This is a genomic window from Pseudomonas sp. LAIL14HWK12:I1 (assembly GCF_003202095.1).
In the GTDB taxonomy this organism is placed as follows: domain Bacteria; phylum Pseudomonadota; class Gammaproteobacteria; order Pseudomonadales; family Pseudomonadaceae; genus Aquipseudomonas; species Aquipseudomonas monteilii.
Genome location: NZ_QJKG01000010.1, coordinates 49704 through 65684 on the forward strand (window position 1 = coordinate 49704; position 15981 = coordinate 65684).

At 64.2% G+C, this 15981-nt stretch carries 14 protein-coding genes and 1 riboswitch; of the genes, 12 read left to right on the plus strand and 2 right to left on the minus strand.

What is annotated here, in order from left to right:
* Positions 1 to 33: 33 nt before the first annotated feature.
* The 7 genes from D906_RS21985 (at position 34) to D906_RS22015 (ending at position 8382) form a co-directional block, all read left to right on the plus strand.
* On the plus strand, positions 34 to 2160 hold the full coding sequence (locus tag D906_RS21985; protein ID WP_027615716.1) for a TonB-dependent siderophore receptor: 2127 nt from the start codon (positions 34 to 36) through the stop codon (positions 2158 to 2160).
* A 120-nt stretch (positions 2161 to 2280) separates the two neighbouring features.
* Complete coding sequence (locus D906_RS21990) at positions 2281 to 3447, plus strand: DUF1624 domain-containing protein (RefSeq protein WP_027615717.1); 1167 nt, start codon at positions 2281 to 2283, stop codon at positions 3445 to 3447.
* Between the two features lie 28 nt (positions 3448 to 3475).
* A riboswitch (cobalamin riboswitch) is annotated at positions 3476 to 3675 on the plus strand.
* Positions 3676 to 3784: 109 nt separating this feature from the next.
* A complete protein-coding gene (locus tag D906_RS21995; RefSeq protein WP_019098430.1) occupies positions 3785 to 4795 on the plus strand; it encodes an ABC transporter substrate-binding protein in 1011 nt (336 codons plus the stop codon).
* Positions 4795 to 5811, plus strand: a complete 1017-nt coding sequence (locus tag D906_RS22000; protein ID WP_025754366.1) for an iron ABC transporter permease — start codon at positions 4795 to 4797, stop codon at positions 5809 to 5811. Before D906_RS21995 ends, D906_RS22000 begins: the two co-directional genes overlap by 1 nt.
* On the plus strand, positions 5808 to 6596 hold the full coding sequence (locus D906_RS22005) for an ABC transporter ATP-binding protein (protein ID WP_025754367.1): 789 nt from the start codon (positions 5808 to 5810) through the stop codon (positions 6594 to 6596). The genes D906_RS22000 and D906_RS22005 overlap by 4 nt, the downstream gene beginning before the upstream one ends.
* Positions 6597 to 6613: 17 nt before the next feature.
* On the plus strand, positions 6614 to 7048 hold the full coding sequence (locus D906_RS22010) for a pseudoazurin (RefSeq protein ID WP_025754368.1): 435 nt from the start codon (positions 6614 to 6616) through the stop codon (positions 7046 to 7048).
* Positions 7045 to 8382 (plus strand): OprD family porin, encoded by a 1338-nt coding sequence (locus tag D906_RS22015; RefSeq protein ID WP_027609708.1) that lies wholly within the window; start codon positions 7045 to 7047, stop codon positions 8380 to 8382. The genes D906_RS22010 and D906_RS22015 overlap by 4 nt, the downstream gene beginning before the upstream one ends.
* A 46-nt stretch (positions 8383 to 8428) precedes the next feature.
* Here D906_RS22015 and D906_RS22020 read toward each other — a convergent pair whose 3' ends face one another.
* Positions 8429 to 8752 carry a hypothetical protein gene (locus D906_RS22020; protein ID WP_016714665.1) on the minus strand — a complete coding sequence of 108 codons (324 nt, stop codon included), beginning with the start codon at positions 8750 to 8752 and terminating at the stop codon, positions 8429 to 8431.
* Between the two features lie 121 nt (positions 8753 to 8873).
* Positions 8874 to 9371 carry a GNAT family N-acetyltransferase gene (locus tag D906_RS22025; RefSeq protein WP_019098425.1) on the minus strand — a complete coding sequence of 166 codons (498 nt, stop codon included), beginning with the start codon at positions 9369 to 9371 and terminating at the stop codon, positions 8874 to 8876.
* A 135-nt stretch (positions 9372 to 9506) separates the two neighbouring features.
* Here D906_RS22025 and D906_RS22030 point away from each other — a divergent pair, with 135 nt between their 5' ends.
* The 5 genes from D906_RS22030 (at position 9507) to D906_RS22050 (ending at position 15981) form a co-directional block, all read left to right on the plus strand.
* Positions 9507 to 9986, plus strand: a complete 480-nt coding sequence (locus tag D906_RS22030) for a hypothetical protein (protein ID WP_016714667.1) — start codon at positions 9507 to 9509, stop codon at positions 9984 to 9986.
* 75 nt (positions 9987 to 10061) lie between these two features.
* Entirely contained in the window at positions 10062 to 11633 is a 1572-nt protein-coding gene (locus D906_RS22035) for a sensor domain-containing diguanylate cyclase (protein WP_027609709.1), read from the plus strand.
* Between the two features lie 170 nt (positions 11634 to 11803).
* On the plus strand, positions 11804 to 12199 hold the full coding sequence (locus D906_RS22040; protein ID WP_019098423.1) for a DUF2946 domain-containing protein: 396 nt from the start codon (positions 11804 to 11806) through the stop codon (positions 12197 to 12199).
* 82 nt (positions 12200 to 12281) lie between these two features.
* Complete coding sequence (locus D906_RS22045; RefSeq protein WP_027615718.1) at positions 12282 to 14432, plus strand: TonB-dependent siderophore receptor; 2151 nt, start codon at positions 12282 to 12284, stop codon at positions 14430 to 14432.
* A 211-nt stretch (positions 14433 to 14643) separates the two neighbouring features.
* Positions 14644 to 15981 carry an MFS transporter gene (locus D906_RS22050; protein WP_019098421.1) on the plus strand — a complete coding sequence of 446 codons (1338 nt, stop codon included), beginning with the start codon at positions 14644 to 14646 and terminating at the stop codon, positions 15979 to 15981.

Below are 15981 nucleotides of genomic sequence, written 5' to 3' on the forward strand. Positions count from 1 at the left end.
GGGATCCTTTCATTCCTGCAGCAGTGGAACGACATGTCCCGTATGTTCAAGCTTCACCCCCTGGCGGCCTGCCTGGCCGTCGCCCTGCCAGCCCTGGCCGATGACCAGGACCGACAACCCCTGGCCCTGCCCACCACGGCCATTACCGACACCCTCGACAACCACGCTATCGACCTGGTCACGCCGACCCAGGCCGGCTCGCGCCTTGGCCTCAACGCCCTGGAGACGCCGGCCAGCACCAGTAGCATCAGCACCGAGCAGATCCAGCAGCGCAACAACCTCACGGTGCAGGACGCCGTGACCCGTTCGCCGGGCATCACCTTCGTCGGCTCCCCGGGCGACGGCGGCACGGGCCTTTCTGCTCGCGGCTTTGCCGGGCACAGCTCGGTGATGACCCTGTTCGACGGCGCACGGCTGTACACCGGTGCCGGCACCCAGACCTTCCCGGTCGACCCGTGGATGGTCGAGCGCATCGACGTGATTCGCGGCCCGGCTTCGGTGCTGCATGGCGAGGGCGCCACCGGTGCGGTGGTCAACGTAATCCCGAAAAAGCCGTTTGCCGGCGAAGTGCGTAACCACCTGCGCCTGGGTTACGGTTCGTGGGACCGCCAGCAGCTCGGCCTGGACAGCGGTGGCAGCCTCAGCGAACGCCTGAGCTACCGCCTGACCCTGAACCAACAAGGGGGCAATGGCTGGGTCGACCGCACCCCTTCGCGCAGCCTGGCCCTGAGCGCCGCGCTGCGTTTCGATGCCAGCGACGACCTCAGTTTCACCCTCGCCCACGACCGTGGCGATGCGCAACCCGCCAACTACTACGGCACGCCACTGATCGATGGCCACTACCGCAGCAGCCTGCGCAAAAAAAACTACAACGTGCAGAACGACGTGCAGCACTACGTCGATGAATGGACCCGGCTGAACACCGACTGGACGCTGAACGACCACCTCAGCGCCAGCAACCAGCTGTACTACATCAAGAGCCGCCGCCACTGGCGCAACGCCGAAGACTACAGCTGGGACGCCGAACGCCAGCAGTTGCAACGCGGCAGCTACCTGGAGATCAAGCACAACCAGGAGCAGTTCGGCGACCGCCAGACCTTCACCTTCGACCACACCCTGTTCGGCCTGGCCAGCAAGACCGTGGTCGGCGCCGAGTACAACAAGGTGCGTTTCAACGTTGACAGCAATGCCCCCTACAACGATCTGGGCGGCGACTACATCCACCCGTGGCAGCCGCACCCTGGGTGGTTCCACAGCGCCTCGCCCCTGCGCCCGCAAACCTTGTCCACCACCCACACCTTTGCCTTGTTCGCCGAGAACCGCCTGCAGCTGAGCGATCGGTTGTCGTTGGTCACGGGCGTGCGCCGCGACCAGAACCACATCGACCGCGACAACCTGATCGATGGCAGCCGCAGCGACCACAGCCTGCAAGGCGGCAACTGGCGCGCCGGCCTGGTGTATGCGTTTACCGACGACCTGTCGCTGTACGGCCAGTACTCCACCAGCGAGGACGGGGTGAACAATCTCATCAGCCTCAGCCCGGCCCAGATGCACTATGAGCTGACCGAAGCGAAGCAGACCGAGGTGGGCCTGAAGCAACGTTTCTGGGACGGTCGCGGTGAATGGACGTTGGCGGCCTACCACATCGTCAAGAAGAAGCTGCTGGTGGACGACCCGATCACCCACGAGAAGCAGCAGGCCGGACAGCAGACGTCCGATGGCCTGGAAGCGACCCTGGAACTGGCGCTGGCGCATCAATGGCAGGTGTCGGCGAACGCGTCGCTGGTGCGCGCCAAGTATGATGACTTTGACGAAATGGTCGGTGGAGCAGCGCAGGACCGTGCGGGCAATCGGCCGGCCAATGTGCCACGGCGTACTGCCAACCTGTGGCTGAGCAAAGGCTTCGGGCAGCAAGTGGAGGCCGGCATTGGTGCGCGTTATGTGGATGAGCGCTTTGCCAATACTGCCAATACCCAGAGCGCGCCTGGGTACACCGTGGTGGATGCCAATGTTGCCTGGCAGGTGCTGCCGGATGTGCGGCTGGGGTTGCAGTTGAACAACCTGTTCGACCGGGAGTATGTGCAGTCGGCGTTCAGTGGGCAGCAGTGGTTGATGGGGATGCCACGGTCGTATTTTGCGACGGTGGATTACAGCTTCTGATTGAGTTGCCTGTGCCCGCGAAGAAGCCGGAGCAGGCAACACAAAAACCTCTACCAACCGCTGACCAATTAGTTATAAGATAACGTTTCACATGACATTCATTCCTATCAGCGACCCTCCATGACAAGCGCCAGCGCCACCCCCACCCTGCTCACCCAGCGCCTGCAGAGCATCGACGCCCTGCGCGGCCTGGTGAGCCTGTTCATGCTCCTGGATCACGTCCGCGAAACCTTCTTCCTGCACCGTCAGGTTAGCGACCCGATGGCCATCGACACCACCGAGCCGTCGCTGTTCATCAGCCGCACGCTGGCCCACCTCTGTGCGCCGGTGTTCGTCCTGCTGACCGGCCTGTCGGCCTGGCTGTACGGCGAAAAGCATCAGGGCCGTGGCGATGTGTCGGCGTTCCTGTTCAAACGCGGGCTGTTTCTGGTGGCGCTGGAGTTCACCCTGGTCAACTTCGCCTGGACCTTTCAGCTGCCGCCCAGCGTCATCTACCTGCAAGTCATCTGGGCCATTGGCATCAGCATGATCGCCCTGTCGCTGCTGGTATGGCTGCCACGCGCCGCCCTGCTCGCCCTGGGCGCAGCCATCGTCGCCGGCCACAACCTGCTCGATGGCCTGCACTTCGGCGTGGAATCGGCCTTGCATGTGCCGTGGGCGATCCTGCATGACCGTGGTTGGCTGGCGTTTTCCGACACCCTGCGCCTGCGCACGTCCTACCCGGTGCTGCCGTGGATCGGCGTCATCGCCCTGGGCTACGGCCTAGGCCCGTGGTTCGCCCGTGGCAGCGAGGCCGACCAGCGTCAGCACCGCCTGCTGCTGACAGGGCTGGTCGCGTTGCTGGGCTTTGCCGTGTTGCGTATGTTCAACGGCTATGGCGAGGCGCCCTGGAGCGGCTACCCAACCTTCACGCAAACCCTGATGAGCTTCTTCAACATCACCAAATACCCGCCGTCACTGCTGTTCCTGGCCCTGACCCTGGGCTGCGGCCTGCTGTTGCTGCGCGCCTTCGAACGCGCCGGCCAGGCCCGCTGGATCAGCGTGCTGGCGGTGTTTGGCGCTGCGCCGATGTTCTTCTACCTGCTGCACCTGTACGTGCTGAAGCTGCTGTACCTGGCCAGCGTGGCGCTGTTCGGCCTCAACCATGGCGACTATTTCGGTTTCGAGGGCATCGCCGCTGTGTGGCTGAGCGCCATCCTGCTGGCCGCGTCGCTGTACCTGCCGGTGCGCAAGTTCGCCCGCCTGAAAGCGCGCCGTCGCGACATCACCTGGCTGAAGTACTTCTGAAAAGCGTTTTCACCCGGCGGCGTGATGGTCTACCATGCGGGCCGCCGGTTTCCACCACGGAATTAATAGGGAATCCCAGGCCCGCCAACACGGGCCAAACGGAACTGCCCCCGCAACTGTAGGTGCCGAGCCTGCTCCATCGATGCCACTGGGCGTAACTGCCCGGGAAGGCTGGAGCCTGGCCATGACGCACCAGTCAGGAGACCTGCCGGCCTACCTATACCAACCGGCGGGGTGTCCGGGATTGGCCATCCGTGTTGCCCCTGCCAACGGCGGGGCGCGGCGATGCCTGTCCGTGCGTTCCTCACCCGAACTGTCCGATAGGAGATCGCCCAGCATGCTGCCCCGTTTCGCCACCCTGCTCGCCGGCCTCGGCCTCACTGGCCTGGCCCAGGCCGCCGCCACCCATTACCCGCTTACAGTCGAGAATTGCGGCAGGCCGCAGACATTCGCCCAGGCGCCGCAACGCGCCGTCACCATCGGCCAGGCCGGCACTGAAATGCTCTACGCACTGGGCCTGGGTGACAAACTGGCGGGCACCTCGTTGTGGTTCAACAACGTACTGCCCGAATACAAGGAGCAGAACGACAAAGTGCCGCGCCTGGCTGACAACGACCCGAGCTTCGAGGCCGTCGTAGGCAAGCGCCCGCAACTGGTGGCGGTACAGTTCGAATGGATGGTCGGCGCACAGGGTGTGGTCGGCACCCGCGAACAGTTCGACGAACTGCAGATACCCACCTACCTGCTGCCTTCGGACTGCGAAGGCAAGGACAACCTGGTCGGCGCCGACGGTACTCGCCTGCAAGCGTTCCAGGTAGGCAGCATCTACAAGAGCGTCAGCCAACTGGCCGAGATCTTCGATGTGCAAGACCGCGGCACTGCCCTGAATGCCGAGCTCAAAGGCCGCCTGGACAGCGCCAAGGCACAACTGGCGGGCAAGGACCTGTCCGCCACCTCGGCACTGTTCTGGTTCTCCAGCGCCGACCTCGACATCGACCCGTACGTGGCCGGCCGCCAAGGCGTCGCCGACTTCATGCTGCGCACCCTGGGCGTGCGCAACGTGGTCGAGTCCACGGAGGAATGGCCCACCGTAGGCTGGGAAACCTTGGCCAAGGCCAACCCCACCTGGCTGATCATCGCGCGCATGGACCGTCGCCGCTTCCCCGCCGACGACTACCAGAAAAAGCTCGAATTCCTGCGTAACGACCCGGTTACCCGCAACATGGACGCGGTAAAGCATGACCGCATCATCATCCTCGACGCCGATGCCATGCAGGCCGGCATCCGCCTTTTCAGCGGCCTGCAGACGTTGTCTGCAGCCTTTGCCAGCGGTAAAGCAGCCCAGTGATGATTCGCCTGTTACCTTGCATCGCGGTCGCCCTTGCAGCCCTGCTGGCCGCCTTGCTGGCCGGCACCGCCATTGGCGAAACCAACCTGTCGCCCCGTGTGGTTGGCCAGGTGCTGGCCAACCACCTGTGGCAGGCCGGCTACCCGGTCGACCCGATCGACGCCGGCATCGTCTGGAATTACCGCCTTACCCGCACCCTGGTCGCCGCTGCTTGCGGTGCCGGCCTGGCGACGTGTGGCGTGATCCTCCAGGCGCTGTTGCGCAACCCCTTGGCCGAGCCTTATCTGCTGGGGTTGTCTGCCGGCGCCTCGACCGGGGCGGTGCTGGTCGGCCTGCTGGGGCTGGGTGGCCTGGCATTGAGCATGTCCGCCGGGGCGTTCATCGGCGCACTGGCCGCATTCACCCTTGTACTGGTACTGGCCCGCGCGGCCGGGCCCGGCAACAACAACGCCCAGGTCATCCTTGCCGGCATTGCCGGCTCACAACTGTTCAACGCGCTAACTGCCTTTCTGATTACCAAGTCGGCCACTGCCGAACAAGCACGCGGCATCCTGTTCTGGCTGATGGGCAACCTCAGCGGGGTGCGTTGGCCATCGGTGTGGCTGGCCGTGCCGGTGGCACTGTTCGGCCTGGTGGTGTGCCTGTTGCACCGCCGCGCGCTGGATGCTTTTACCTTCGGCGCCGATTCGGCTGCTTCGCTGGGCATACCGGTGCGGCGCACCCAGCTACTGCTGATCAGCTGCGCGGCGCTGGTGACGGCGGTCATGGTGTCCATCGTCGGTGCCATCGGTTTTGTTGGGCTGGTGATTCCCCACGCCCTGCGCCTGCTGCTCGGCCCCGGGCACAGCCGCCTGCTGCCAGCCAGCGCACTGGGCGGCGCGCTGTTCCTGATTACCGCCGACGTGCTTTCACGCACCTTGATTGCGGGCCAGGTGATCCCTGTGGGGGTGGTCACCGCACTGATCGGGGCACCGGTCTTCGCGCTGATTCTGGTCAGCCGCCGGGGGCGCTCATGACCGTCATGACCGCTGTACAGATTTCGCCGCTGAGTTGCCAGGGCCTGGGGTTGCAACTGGCCGGCAATACCGTGCTCAGCGGTATCGAGCTGAACGTTGTCGCGGGCGAAACGCTCGGCATTGTCGGCCCTAACGGCTCAGGCAAGTCTTCGCTGCTCAAGTTGCTGGCCGGGCTGCGCAAGCCGGCCAGCGGCAGCGTGCAACTGTTGGGTGAACCACTGGCACAGCTGCCCCGCCGCCGTGTGGCGCAGGCCCTGGCACTGGTCGAACAACAGGCCGACACCCTCGATGCAATCCGCGTGTTCGATGCCGTGGCCTTGGGCCGTACACCTTGGCTCTCGGCACTGGCACCGTTCTCGCAAGTGGACCGCGCCATCGTCGAGCAGGCGCTGGCTGACCTCGACGCCCTGCACCTGCGCACACGGCTTTGGGGCTCATTGTCCGGTGGCGAGCGCCAGCGCGTGCACATCGCCCGCGCCCTGGCGCAACGGCCACAAGTACTCCTGCTGGACGAGCCGACCAACCACCTGGACATCCAGCACCAGCTGAGCCTGCTGCAACAGGTCCAGGCCCTGCCGGTCACCACATTGGTAGCGCTGCACGACCTCAACCAGGCACTCACCTGTGACCGCGTGGCAGTACTCGACAAAGGGCACCTGGTCGCCCTGGGCACCCCCCTTGAAGTGCTCACCCCCGAGCGCCTGCTGAACACCTTCGGCGTTCACGCCCATTACCTTACCGACCCCTTCGACGGCGCGCGCATCCTGCGCTTTCGCGCCCCCTGAACCAGGAAGTTCTACCGATGCCGCTGCGTCCTCTCGCTTTGCTGCTTGCCAGCACCCTGCTCGCCCCGGCCGCGCTGGCCGACGTGCACGAAGTGAAAATGCTCAACCGTGGCAGCGAAGGCGCGATGGTTTACGAGCCGGCCCACTTGCGCATCGCGCCCGGCGACACCGTGCGCTTCCTGCCCACCCAGAACGGGCACAATGCGGCCAGCGTGGCAGGCCTGCTGCCCACCGGGGCCAAGCCCTTCAAGAGCAAGCTGAACCAGCCGTTCGAACAAACCTTCAGCGTGCCGGGCGTGTACGGCATCCAGTGTATTCCGCACCTGGCGATGGGCATGGTGATGGTCATCCAGGTCGGTGACGCATCGGCTCCCGAACTGCCCGCCAACTTGCCGGCCCGGGCCAAGGCCCGCTTTGCTGCCCAGTTGCAGAAGCTTGAGGCCGTGCAATGAGCCGGTTGTTGTTGGCGCTGCCACTGCTGGGGCTGGCGCCGTTCGCCCAGGCCGACTCTGCACAGTCGCAAAGCAACGGTTTTGTGGAGGATGGCAGCTGGAGCATCCTCAACCGCAGCGTGTTCGACCAGCGCGACTACACGCATGGCGGGCGCAACAGTTCCGCGCGCAATGCCTACAAACCACGCAGCGAACGCAGTGGCAAGGCTGAAGAATGGGCCTACGGTTTGATGGGCACCTTCCAGTCTGGCTTTACCCAAGGCCTGGTGGGTGTCGGCGTCGATGCCCACGCCTACCTGGGCGTGCAACTCGACAGTGGCGGCGGGCGTGCGGGCAAAGCGCGCTTGCTGGGGGTCGATAACGACGGGCACCCAAAGAACGAGTACAGCCGCGCAGGCGCGGCATTGAAACTGCGCATGGCCAATATCGTGTTGGCCTACGGTGAGCAGCGGGTCAAGACCCCGGTGTTCAGCTCTTCCGACAGCCGCCTGTTACCCGAAACTGCCACCGGATTCTTCCTTACCAGCAACGACTTCGACACGCTCAAGCTGGTGGCCGGGCACTTCAACGAGAGCACCGACCGCAATGCCACAAGCCACGATCAGGGCTTTGTGGTGAACTACTCCAATAGCAAACAGGGCAACAGCTTCGACCTGGCCGGCGTGGTCTGGAACCCGGGCGCCAGCTTCAGCGGCAGCCTCTACACCTCGCGCTACGAGGACAGCTGGAACCAGCATTACCTGGGCAGCACCCTCAGCCATGTGCTGGATAACCGCCGCAGCGTCAGCCTGGACCTCAACCTGTACCGCACCACCGACACCGGCAAGGCGCTGTCCGGGCGTATCGACAACACCACCTGGAGCCTGGTCTCGCGTTACAACCAAGGGCCGCACGGGTTCAGCCTGGGCTGGCAGCAAGTGGACGGAAATACGCCCTTCGACTACGTCACGCGGGGTGCGATCTTCATTGCCAACGCGGTGCAGATGTCGGACTTCAACGCACCGAACGAGAAGTCATGGCAGGCACGCTATGACCTGAACTTGGGGGCCTATGGGGTGCCAGGGCTGAACCTGACGGCGCTGTACGTGCGCGGGTTCGATATCGACGGCACGCATGTCGACCCGACTGGCGGGTATGCGTACCTGGGATATGGCAAGGGTGGCAAACATTGGGAACGCGACCTGGAGGCGCGGTATGTGGTGCAGAGTGGCAAGGCCAAGGGCACCACGTTCTCGCTGCGACATAACGTGCACCGGGGGAACACGGCGCAGGCCGAGCTGGATGGTGACCAGATACGCCTCGCGGTGGAGTGGCCGTTGTCGGGTGGGTTCTGATGGCTGCATTGCCTGAATCGGGGCTGCCGGGCAGCCCCAGGTTCTGTCAGGCAACCGTGCCGGCAGCAGGCAGCAAGCCCCACTCCGCCCGTTCTTGCACACTCATCGTCGCCAATACCTCGGCAAACGTCTGCTCAAGCTCCGAACTGACATTGCCAAATACCCGGTAATTGGTCAGCAGGTAGCGCTTCACCGTCCTCGGCCAGCGCCGTTCCTTGTGCGCCGCATTGATGATGCCTTTGGCATCATGCCGCGTCGCGCCACGCCACAAGTCCATCAACCTGTTCTCGAAATCGCCGAAGGTCCACAAGTCGCTGCGGTCCTCGAACTCGTCCAGCAGTTTAAGTTTGTACAGGGCCATGTGTGGCATCGTGAGTCTCCCTCAGTGCAGTGAAAAAGCCTTGCATGAGGGAAGGTAAGCAAGCCGGGCAGCCCTGAAAATGAACGCGTCGATCACGCCGAAAAGGCCGTTGTAGGCGCTTTCCCACAAATCAGCGCAGCCGCAGCTGCATGTGCGTGGTCTGCCAGACCGGGTCTTGCTCCACGTCCACCACCGCAAACCCATGCCGCTCCCAGAACGCAATCGCCCCCGGGAGAAACGGATGCGTATGCAGGTACAGGCAGTCGATACCTGCCTGCACCGCCTGCTCGCGCAATGCACTGAACAACGCGCCCGCCAGACCCTGCCTGCGATAGGCCGGCAGCACGAACAGGCGCACCACCTCCACTACTCGCTCAGCGTGATAGTCAAGCTGGGCAAAACGATGGTCATAGGGCACATAGCCGATCACGGCGACCAGCCGACCGTCATCGCGGGCTTCAAGAAAGCAGCCCGCGCCGTCCAGGTAGGTTTCGGCAAAGTGCGCAAGGTCGTGCGGCAAGGGTGCCGCGACAAGCATCGGGAACAGCTCGCGGCGAGCGCTTTCGACAAACGCCACGACTTCGGCAATGGCGACGCGCGCGACAGGTTGCAGGGTCCGGTTTGGCATGGGGCTGCTGGCAATGGTTGGAGGGCTGGGTTCTACACCAGCGTGCCGATCAAGGCAAATAACGGGGCTCGTCGCGGCTATGCGGACATCGGTATAATCGGCAGTCTTCACTGCCAGACCAGACCAGGCCATGCCATGCCTCGCTTCCAGAAGTTGCTGTTGCCCCTGCTGCTGACTGCCGCCCTTACCGCCTGCGACCAGAAGCCAACCCGTGAAGAACAGATCCTCGCCCAGCTACCGCTGCAGGATGCCTACACGCACAATATCGAGCGCATGGCCACGCTGCTCGGTCGCACTCACCCGCAGCTGTCGCAAGCCACTATCCAGGGTGTACTGCGCAAGTACCTCACCGTCGAGGACCAGCACCAGGACCTGTTCCGCCTCTACAGCGAGAAGAATTTCAGCGATGCCGAGTTCGCCACCATCGTCGAAGCCACCCAGGACCCGGCCAAGGCCCGCGCGCTGGAAGACACCGAAGCCGGCAGGCGTCTGAGCGAAAAGCTCACTGCCCTGATGCGCGAAACCGCCCGCGATGTGAAGGTGCAGGCGCTGGTGGAGCGACGCATGCAACAGGTGGAAGACGAGCTGAATGCGCTGGACAGGGCAGGTTCCTGAATGCAACACCCGTCCACCCGCTAGCGCGTAAGGCTGTTTCCATTTCTTAGCTATTTTCAAAGCCCGAGGTCAGGATTGCCACACGCCAAGCACGGATTGCGCCTGGATCTACGAACACTCATTCTGGTGCTCTGCGCCCTTACAGCCCTGGTCATGCTGTGCGCCAGCTATTTCGCCAGCTACCGGGTGCAGCGCCAGCTGCTGATCGACCACGCCCTGGAAGCCAACCGGGTGTATGCGACGAAACTGGCAACCATCACCGAGACCTTCATCGGCAACGCCTTGCAGCAGCTTTCATTCAGCGCCGGCGTGCAGGGCCACCAGTTGAGCGACGCGGCAGCACTGCAGGTGGAGACCGACCGTGTACTGGGCCAGAGCATGGCCTTCAACTCCACGTTCGTGATCGATGCCAACGGCGTGCTGCTGGCGATTTCTCCAGCCTCGCTACGCCACTTTGTCGGCACCCGCATGCAATCGCCGGGTGCTCAGGAAGCACTGCACGAACGCCGCCCTCTGGTTTCCACGCCCTACCTGTCGGCGGCCAACAACCTAGTGGTGGTGTTGTCGCACCCCATTTTCGACGACAACGGCCGTTACCTCGGGTACGTGGGGGGCAGCCTGTACCTGCGAGAACGCAACATCCTCAACAGCCTGCTGGGCGAACACTTCTACAAGGACGGCTCGTACCTGTATGTGGTCGACCGCAACCGCCGACTGCTGTATCACCCCAACAGCCAACGAGTAGGCACCGTGGTGGAAGGCAACGCGCTGGTCGACCAACTGGCGACACTGGACAGCGGTACTCGGCAACTGACCAACAGCCAGGGCGTGGAAATGCTGGCCGGGTACGCCACCGTGCCCAGCGCCGGCTGGGGCGTGGTGGCGCAGCAGCCGTTGGCACAGACCGTAACGCCGCTGAGCCACCTGATTCTCAACGTGATCGGCACCTCCGCGCCCTTCGCGCTGGTGGGCAGCGTGCTGCTGTGGTGGCTGGCCCTGACCATTGCCCGGCCACTCTGGCAACTGGCCGCCGGCGCCCGTTCGATGGACCGCGCCGGTACAGCCGAACGCTTGCACCGGGTGCCCGCCTGGTACTTCGAGGCGGCCGAGCTCAAGCGCGCACTGTTATTCGGGCTGAACCTGCTGCACGAGCGCATCGGCAGGCTTGACCGTGATGCCCAGACCGACCCGCTGACCGGCCTGGGCAACCGCCGCAGCCTGGAACTCAGCCTGTCGTTGCTGGAAGCCGAAGGACGGGCATTTGCGGCCATCGTGCTGGACATCGACCATTTCAAGCGGGTCAATGACAGCCATGGGCACGAGGTCGGCGACCAGGCGCTGCGCCAGCTGGCCGAGCTGATGCGCCGTTGTTGCCGTGAAGGGGACCTGCTCTGCCGCACCGGCGGCGAAGAGTTCCTGATGATGCTGCCGGGGGCCAGCCTGGAGGTGGCCGCGGTGGTGGCTGAACGGTTGCGGGTTACAGTACAGGATACGCCGCTGGAACCTGTGGGGGCGGTGACAATTTCACTGGGGGTAGCGCGCTGGGATGGCGAGGCAGGCAGTGAGCCTGTGGAAACACTGAGCGAGGCTGACCGCGCGCTTTACCGGGCCAAGCAGGAGGGGCGCAATCGGGTAGTCATCGCCTGACCTGTGGGGCGGTAACCTGGCGCCACGGCATAAACTGGCGCTGGCGTTTGTCGATTTGCTGGATGTGCTGGAGCGGGCAGCCTGACAGTTTTTGGGGGCGCAAAGCAGCCCCGTGAATCTTGCAGCAAAAGAGCTACCCGACCGTTCATCCGGATGGTAGATTCGCCGCCATGAAAACCACCCGGCACACTCGCACGCTGACTGCCTGGACGCTCTACGCCAGCGTCCTGTTCAGCCTGTTGCTGTGCGGCCTGCACCATGGCCAGATGGGCGGGCTGCGCCTGGCCGGGCTGGAGGGCGGCTTCTGCTCGGTGAACAGCGAACACGGCGTGGCCATCGACCTGGACGGCGCCGGCGGTGACCAGCACATGGCCCAGCTGGACTGCCCGGTGTGCTCTTCGTTCGGCCTGGCCGTACCGCTCAGCAGCGGCGGCTGGTCGTTCACCCCGGCGCAAGCCGTGGCCACCTCGCCCATCGTCGTACGCAGCTGGGCACAACCGCCACCGCGCTATCAACGCCCCGCCCTCAACCCCCGCGCCTCCCCCACCGCCTTCCCCGTCGTGTAATGCCTTTCGCCTGACGTCAGCCGGGCACGCCTGCGTGCGCGCTCGCCGTCAGCCATGACCTTTGCGTGGAAGACACACCAACATGCTTCGTAACACCTCCCTGGTGCTCCTGATGGGCACCTGCAGCTTCGCCTGCGCCGAAATCGCTCCCGTTGAACTGGGCGCCACCACCATCGACGGCGAACGCGATGCCGCCAGCGGTGTGCAACTGGACGAACCGATCCGCACCGGCTCGCGCCTGGGCCTCACGGCGCGGGAAACACCCGCCTCGGTCAGCGTCTCGGACCGCCGCCTGATCGAAGAACGCGGCGCCAAGGACAGCCAGGACGTGATCAACGCCATGACCGGCGTGAACGCCTCGGCCAACCCAGGCTTTGGCGGCTTCGTTGCCTACCGTGGCTTTACCCAGAACCAGGTCACCCAGTTGTACAACGGCATCAACCTGGGCTACAGCAGCGCCACCCGGCCAGTGGATGCCTGGGTGCTCGACCGCGTCGAGCTGATTGGCGGGCCGTCTTCGTTCCTGCATGGTGCCGGTGCCGTGGGCGGTTCGATCAACTACATCACCAAACTCGCCAGCCGCGACCAGCAGACCATTGACGGGCGTATCCGCTATGGCAGTTTCGACGACAGCGAGGTGGCGTTCGGAATCAACCAGGCGCTGGCCAGCAACCCCGCTGACGCCCGCCATTTCATGCGCCTGGACTTCAGCCGCGTGCAGGGCAACGGTTACGTCGACCGCAACGAACGGCACACCGACAGCCTGGCCTTTTCGCTGCTCAGCGACCTGGCCCCCAACCTCACCCACACCCTGGCGCTGGAGTATCAGGAAGACCGCGAAGACAGCCCCTACTGGGGCTCGCCGATCCTGCCCGGGCGCAGCACGATGAAGATCGACAACAGCCGCCGCTTCGAAAACTACAACGTTGCTGACGGTCGCTATGAGCAGCGCGTACGCTGGCTGCGCTCGATACTCGACTACCAGGTCAGCGACAGCACCAGCGTGCAAAACACGCTGTACCATTACAACGCCCAACGCGACTACCGCAACCTTGAACGCTACGCCTACACCCCGACTGGCCAGGTGCAACGCAGCAGCCCTTACCTGCAGCGCCACGACCAGAACCTGCTGGGCGACCGCATCGAGCTGCGCCACGACAACCAGCTGTTCGGCCTGGCCAGCCAGTGGTCATTGGGGCTGGAATACTCACGCATGCGCCAGACCCTCTACCCCTCCTCGGGCAGCTGGAGCGACGTGGTCGATGCCGAGCACTTCAACCCTGGCAGTTTCGATGACATCCCCGGGGTGAATGCCGGCCTGACCAAACAACGTCGCCACGAGGTGATCAACCGTGCGGTGTTTGCCGAAAACCGCCTGCAACTCACCGAGCGCCTGGCCCTGCTGACCGCCTTGCGCTACGACTACCTGGACATGGAAGTCACCAACTACGGCGCCGTGACGCCCACCTCGCCGGCCTATTTCGAACGGCGCTGGGAGCCGCTGTCCGGGCGTATCGGCCTGACCTATGCACTGACACCTTCGGCCAGCCTGTATGCGCAATACAGCACCTCGGCCGACCTGCCCGCCGGCTCGCTGGCAGCCGCGACCTACTCCAATGTGGGGTTGTTCGACCTGTCCAAGGGTGAGCAATGGGAAGTGGGCAGCAAGTTCGACTTCCTCGACGGGCGCGGTGCGGCCACCCTGGCGCTGTATCAGATCGTGCGCAAGGACTTTGCCGTGCGCGACTCGAACGACGCCAACCTCACGGTCCAGGCGGGGCAGCAGACTTCACGCGGCGTGGAGCTGTCCGGGCGCCTGCAGGTAACGCCAAAACTGCTGGCCGAAGCCAACTATGCCTACGTCGATGCGCAGTACGACGAATTCAACGAGGCCGTCAACGGGGTATCGGTCTCGCGTAAGGGCAATGCACCGACCAACGTACCGGCCAATGTCGCCAACCTGTGGCTGACCTACAGCCTGTCGTCGGTGTGGTCGGTGGGCGCGGACGGGCGCTACGTGGGTTCGGTGTATGCCGACAACGCCAACAGCCTCAAGGCCCCCGCCTACACGCTGTTTGGCGCGTTCGCCCGCTACCGGCTGGACGAGCACACCACGCTGACCGGGCGGGTGCGCAACCTGACCGACGAGGTGTATGCCAAGCAGGCCTACAACAGCCAGTACTACATGGGGCCGCCGCGCACCTTCGAGCTGGCGCTGGACATGCGTTTCTGAGCCAATGGCCTGTCTTGCATGAACATCCCGGCCTGAATTGGCTCTTGTGTGCGGCCTTGCGAACAACTCGCGGTTGATTCAGGTATCCCGAGGTCGCCCTCGACAAAGCACGCTCCAGCGCCCGGCGATCTACTGGCAAGCATAACAATGATGGCGCGGCCCGACTGCGCCACGTTCATCATGCCTGCCAATGGAACCGGAGAGCACTCGCATGTCCGCACCTCATGAGGTATCCCCCGCCACCCTGCGCAGGGTGATCGCCGCCTCGGCCATCGGCAATTTCGTCGAGTGGTTCGACTTCGCCGTCTATGGCTTTCTCGCCACCTTGATCGCCAGCCAGTTCTTTGCCAGCGAAGACGCCAGCGTGGCCTTGCTCAAGACCTTTGCAGTATTTGCCGTGGCCTTTGCCCTGCGCCCGCTGGGCGGGATCGTGTTCGGCGCGCTGGGCGACCGCCTTGGGCGCAAGCGCATCCTGTCGCTGACCATTCTGCTGATGGCAGGCTCCACCACCCTGATCGGCCTGCTGCCGACCTACGCCAGCATCGGCTTGGCCGCACCTGCGTTGCTGACCTTGGCGCGCTGCCTGCAGGGTTTTTCGGCCGGCGGCGAATATGCCGGGGCCTGCGCCTACCTGATGGAGCACGCGCCCAATGACAAGCGCGCCTTCTATGGCAGCTTCGTGCCGGTCTCGACCTTTTCTGCCTTTGCCTGTGCAGCGGTCATTGCCTATGGCCTGGAGGCCAGCCTATCGAGCGAAGCGATGAATGCCTGGGGCTGGCGCATTCCGTTCCTGATCGCTGCACCGCTGGGGCTGGTCGGCCTGTACCTGCGCTGGCGCATGGAAGAAACCCCGGCATTCCGTGAAGCCATCGCGCAGGGCAAAGAGCACGAGCATTCGCCGCTCAAGGAAACTCTGCGCAATCATGGCCGGGCCATTCGCAACCTGGGGGCGTTCATTTCGTTGACCGCACTGTCGTTCTACATGTTCACCACCTACTTTGCCACCTACCTGCAACTGGTGGGCAACCTGACCCGCGCGCAATCGCTGCTGGTGACCACCGTGGCGTTGCTGTTCGCCGCCATCGGCTGCCCACTGGCCGGGGCGTTCTCGGACCGGGTGGGGCGGCGCAAGACCATCGCTTTTACCTGCCTGTGGGTGATGCTGTGCGTGTTCCCGGCGTACTGGCTGGCCAGCTCGGGCTCGATGTCCGGCGCGCTGATCGGCGTGATTTTGCTGGCGGTGGGGGCGTTGTGCAGTGGTGTAGTTACCGCAGCGTTGCTGTCGGAAAGCTTCCCTACCCGCACCCGCTATACCGCTTCGGCGATTACCTACAATGTGGCCTATACGCTGTTTGGCGGCACCGCGCCGTTGGTGGCGACCTGGCTGATCGGGCAGACCGGCAGCAGCCTGGCACCGGCGTTTTACCTGGTGGTGATTGCGCTGGTGGCATTGGTGGGGGGGTTGGCGTTGCCGGAGACTTCGCGGATTTCGTTGCATGATGAAGTTGGGGTAGACGGCGTGCGGCCGGGGGTTCGTAGTACCGTCTGA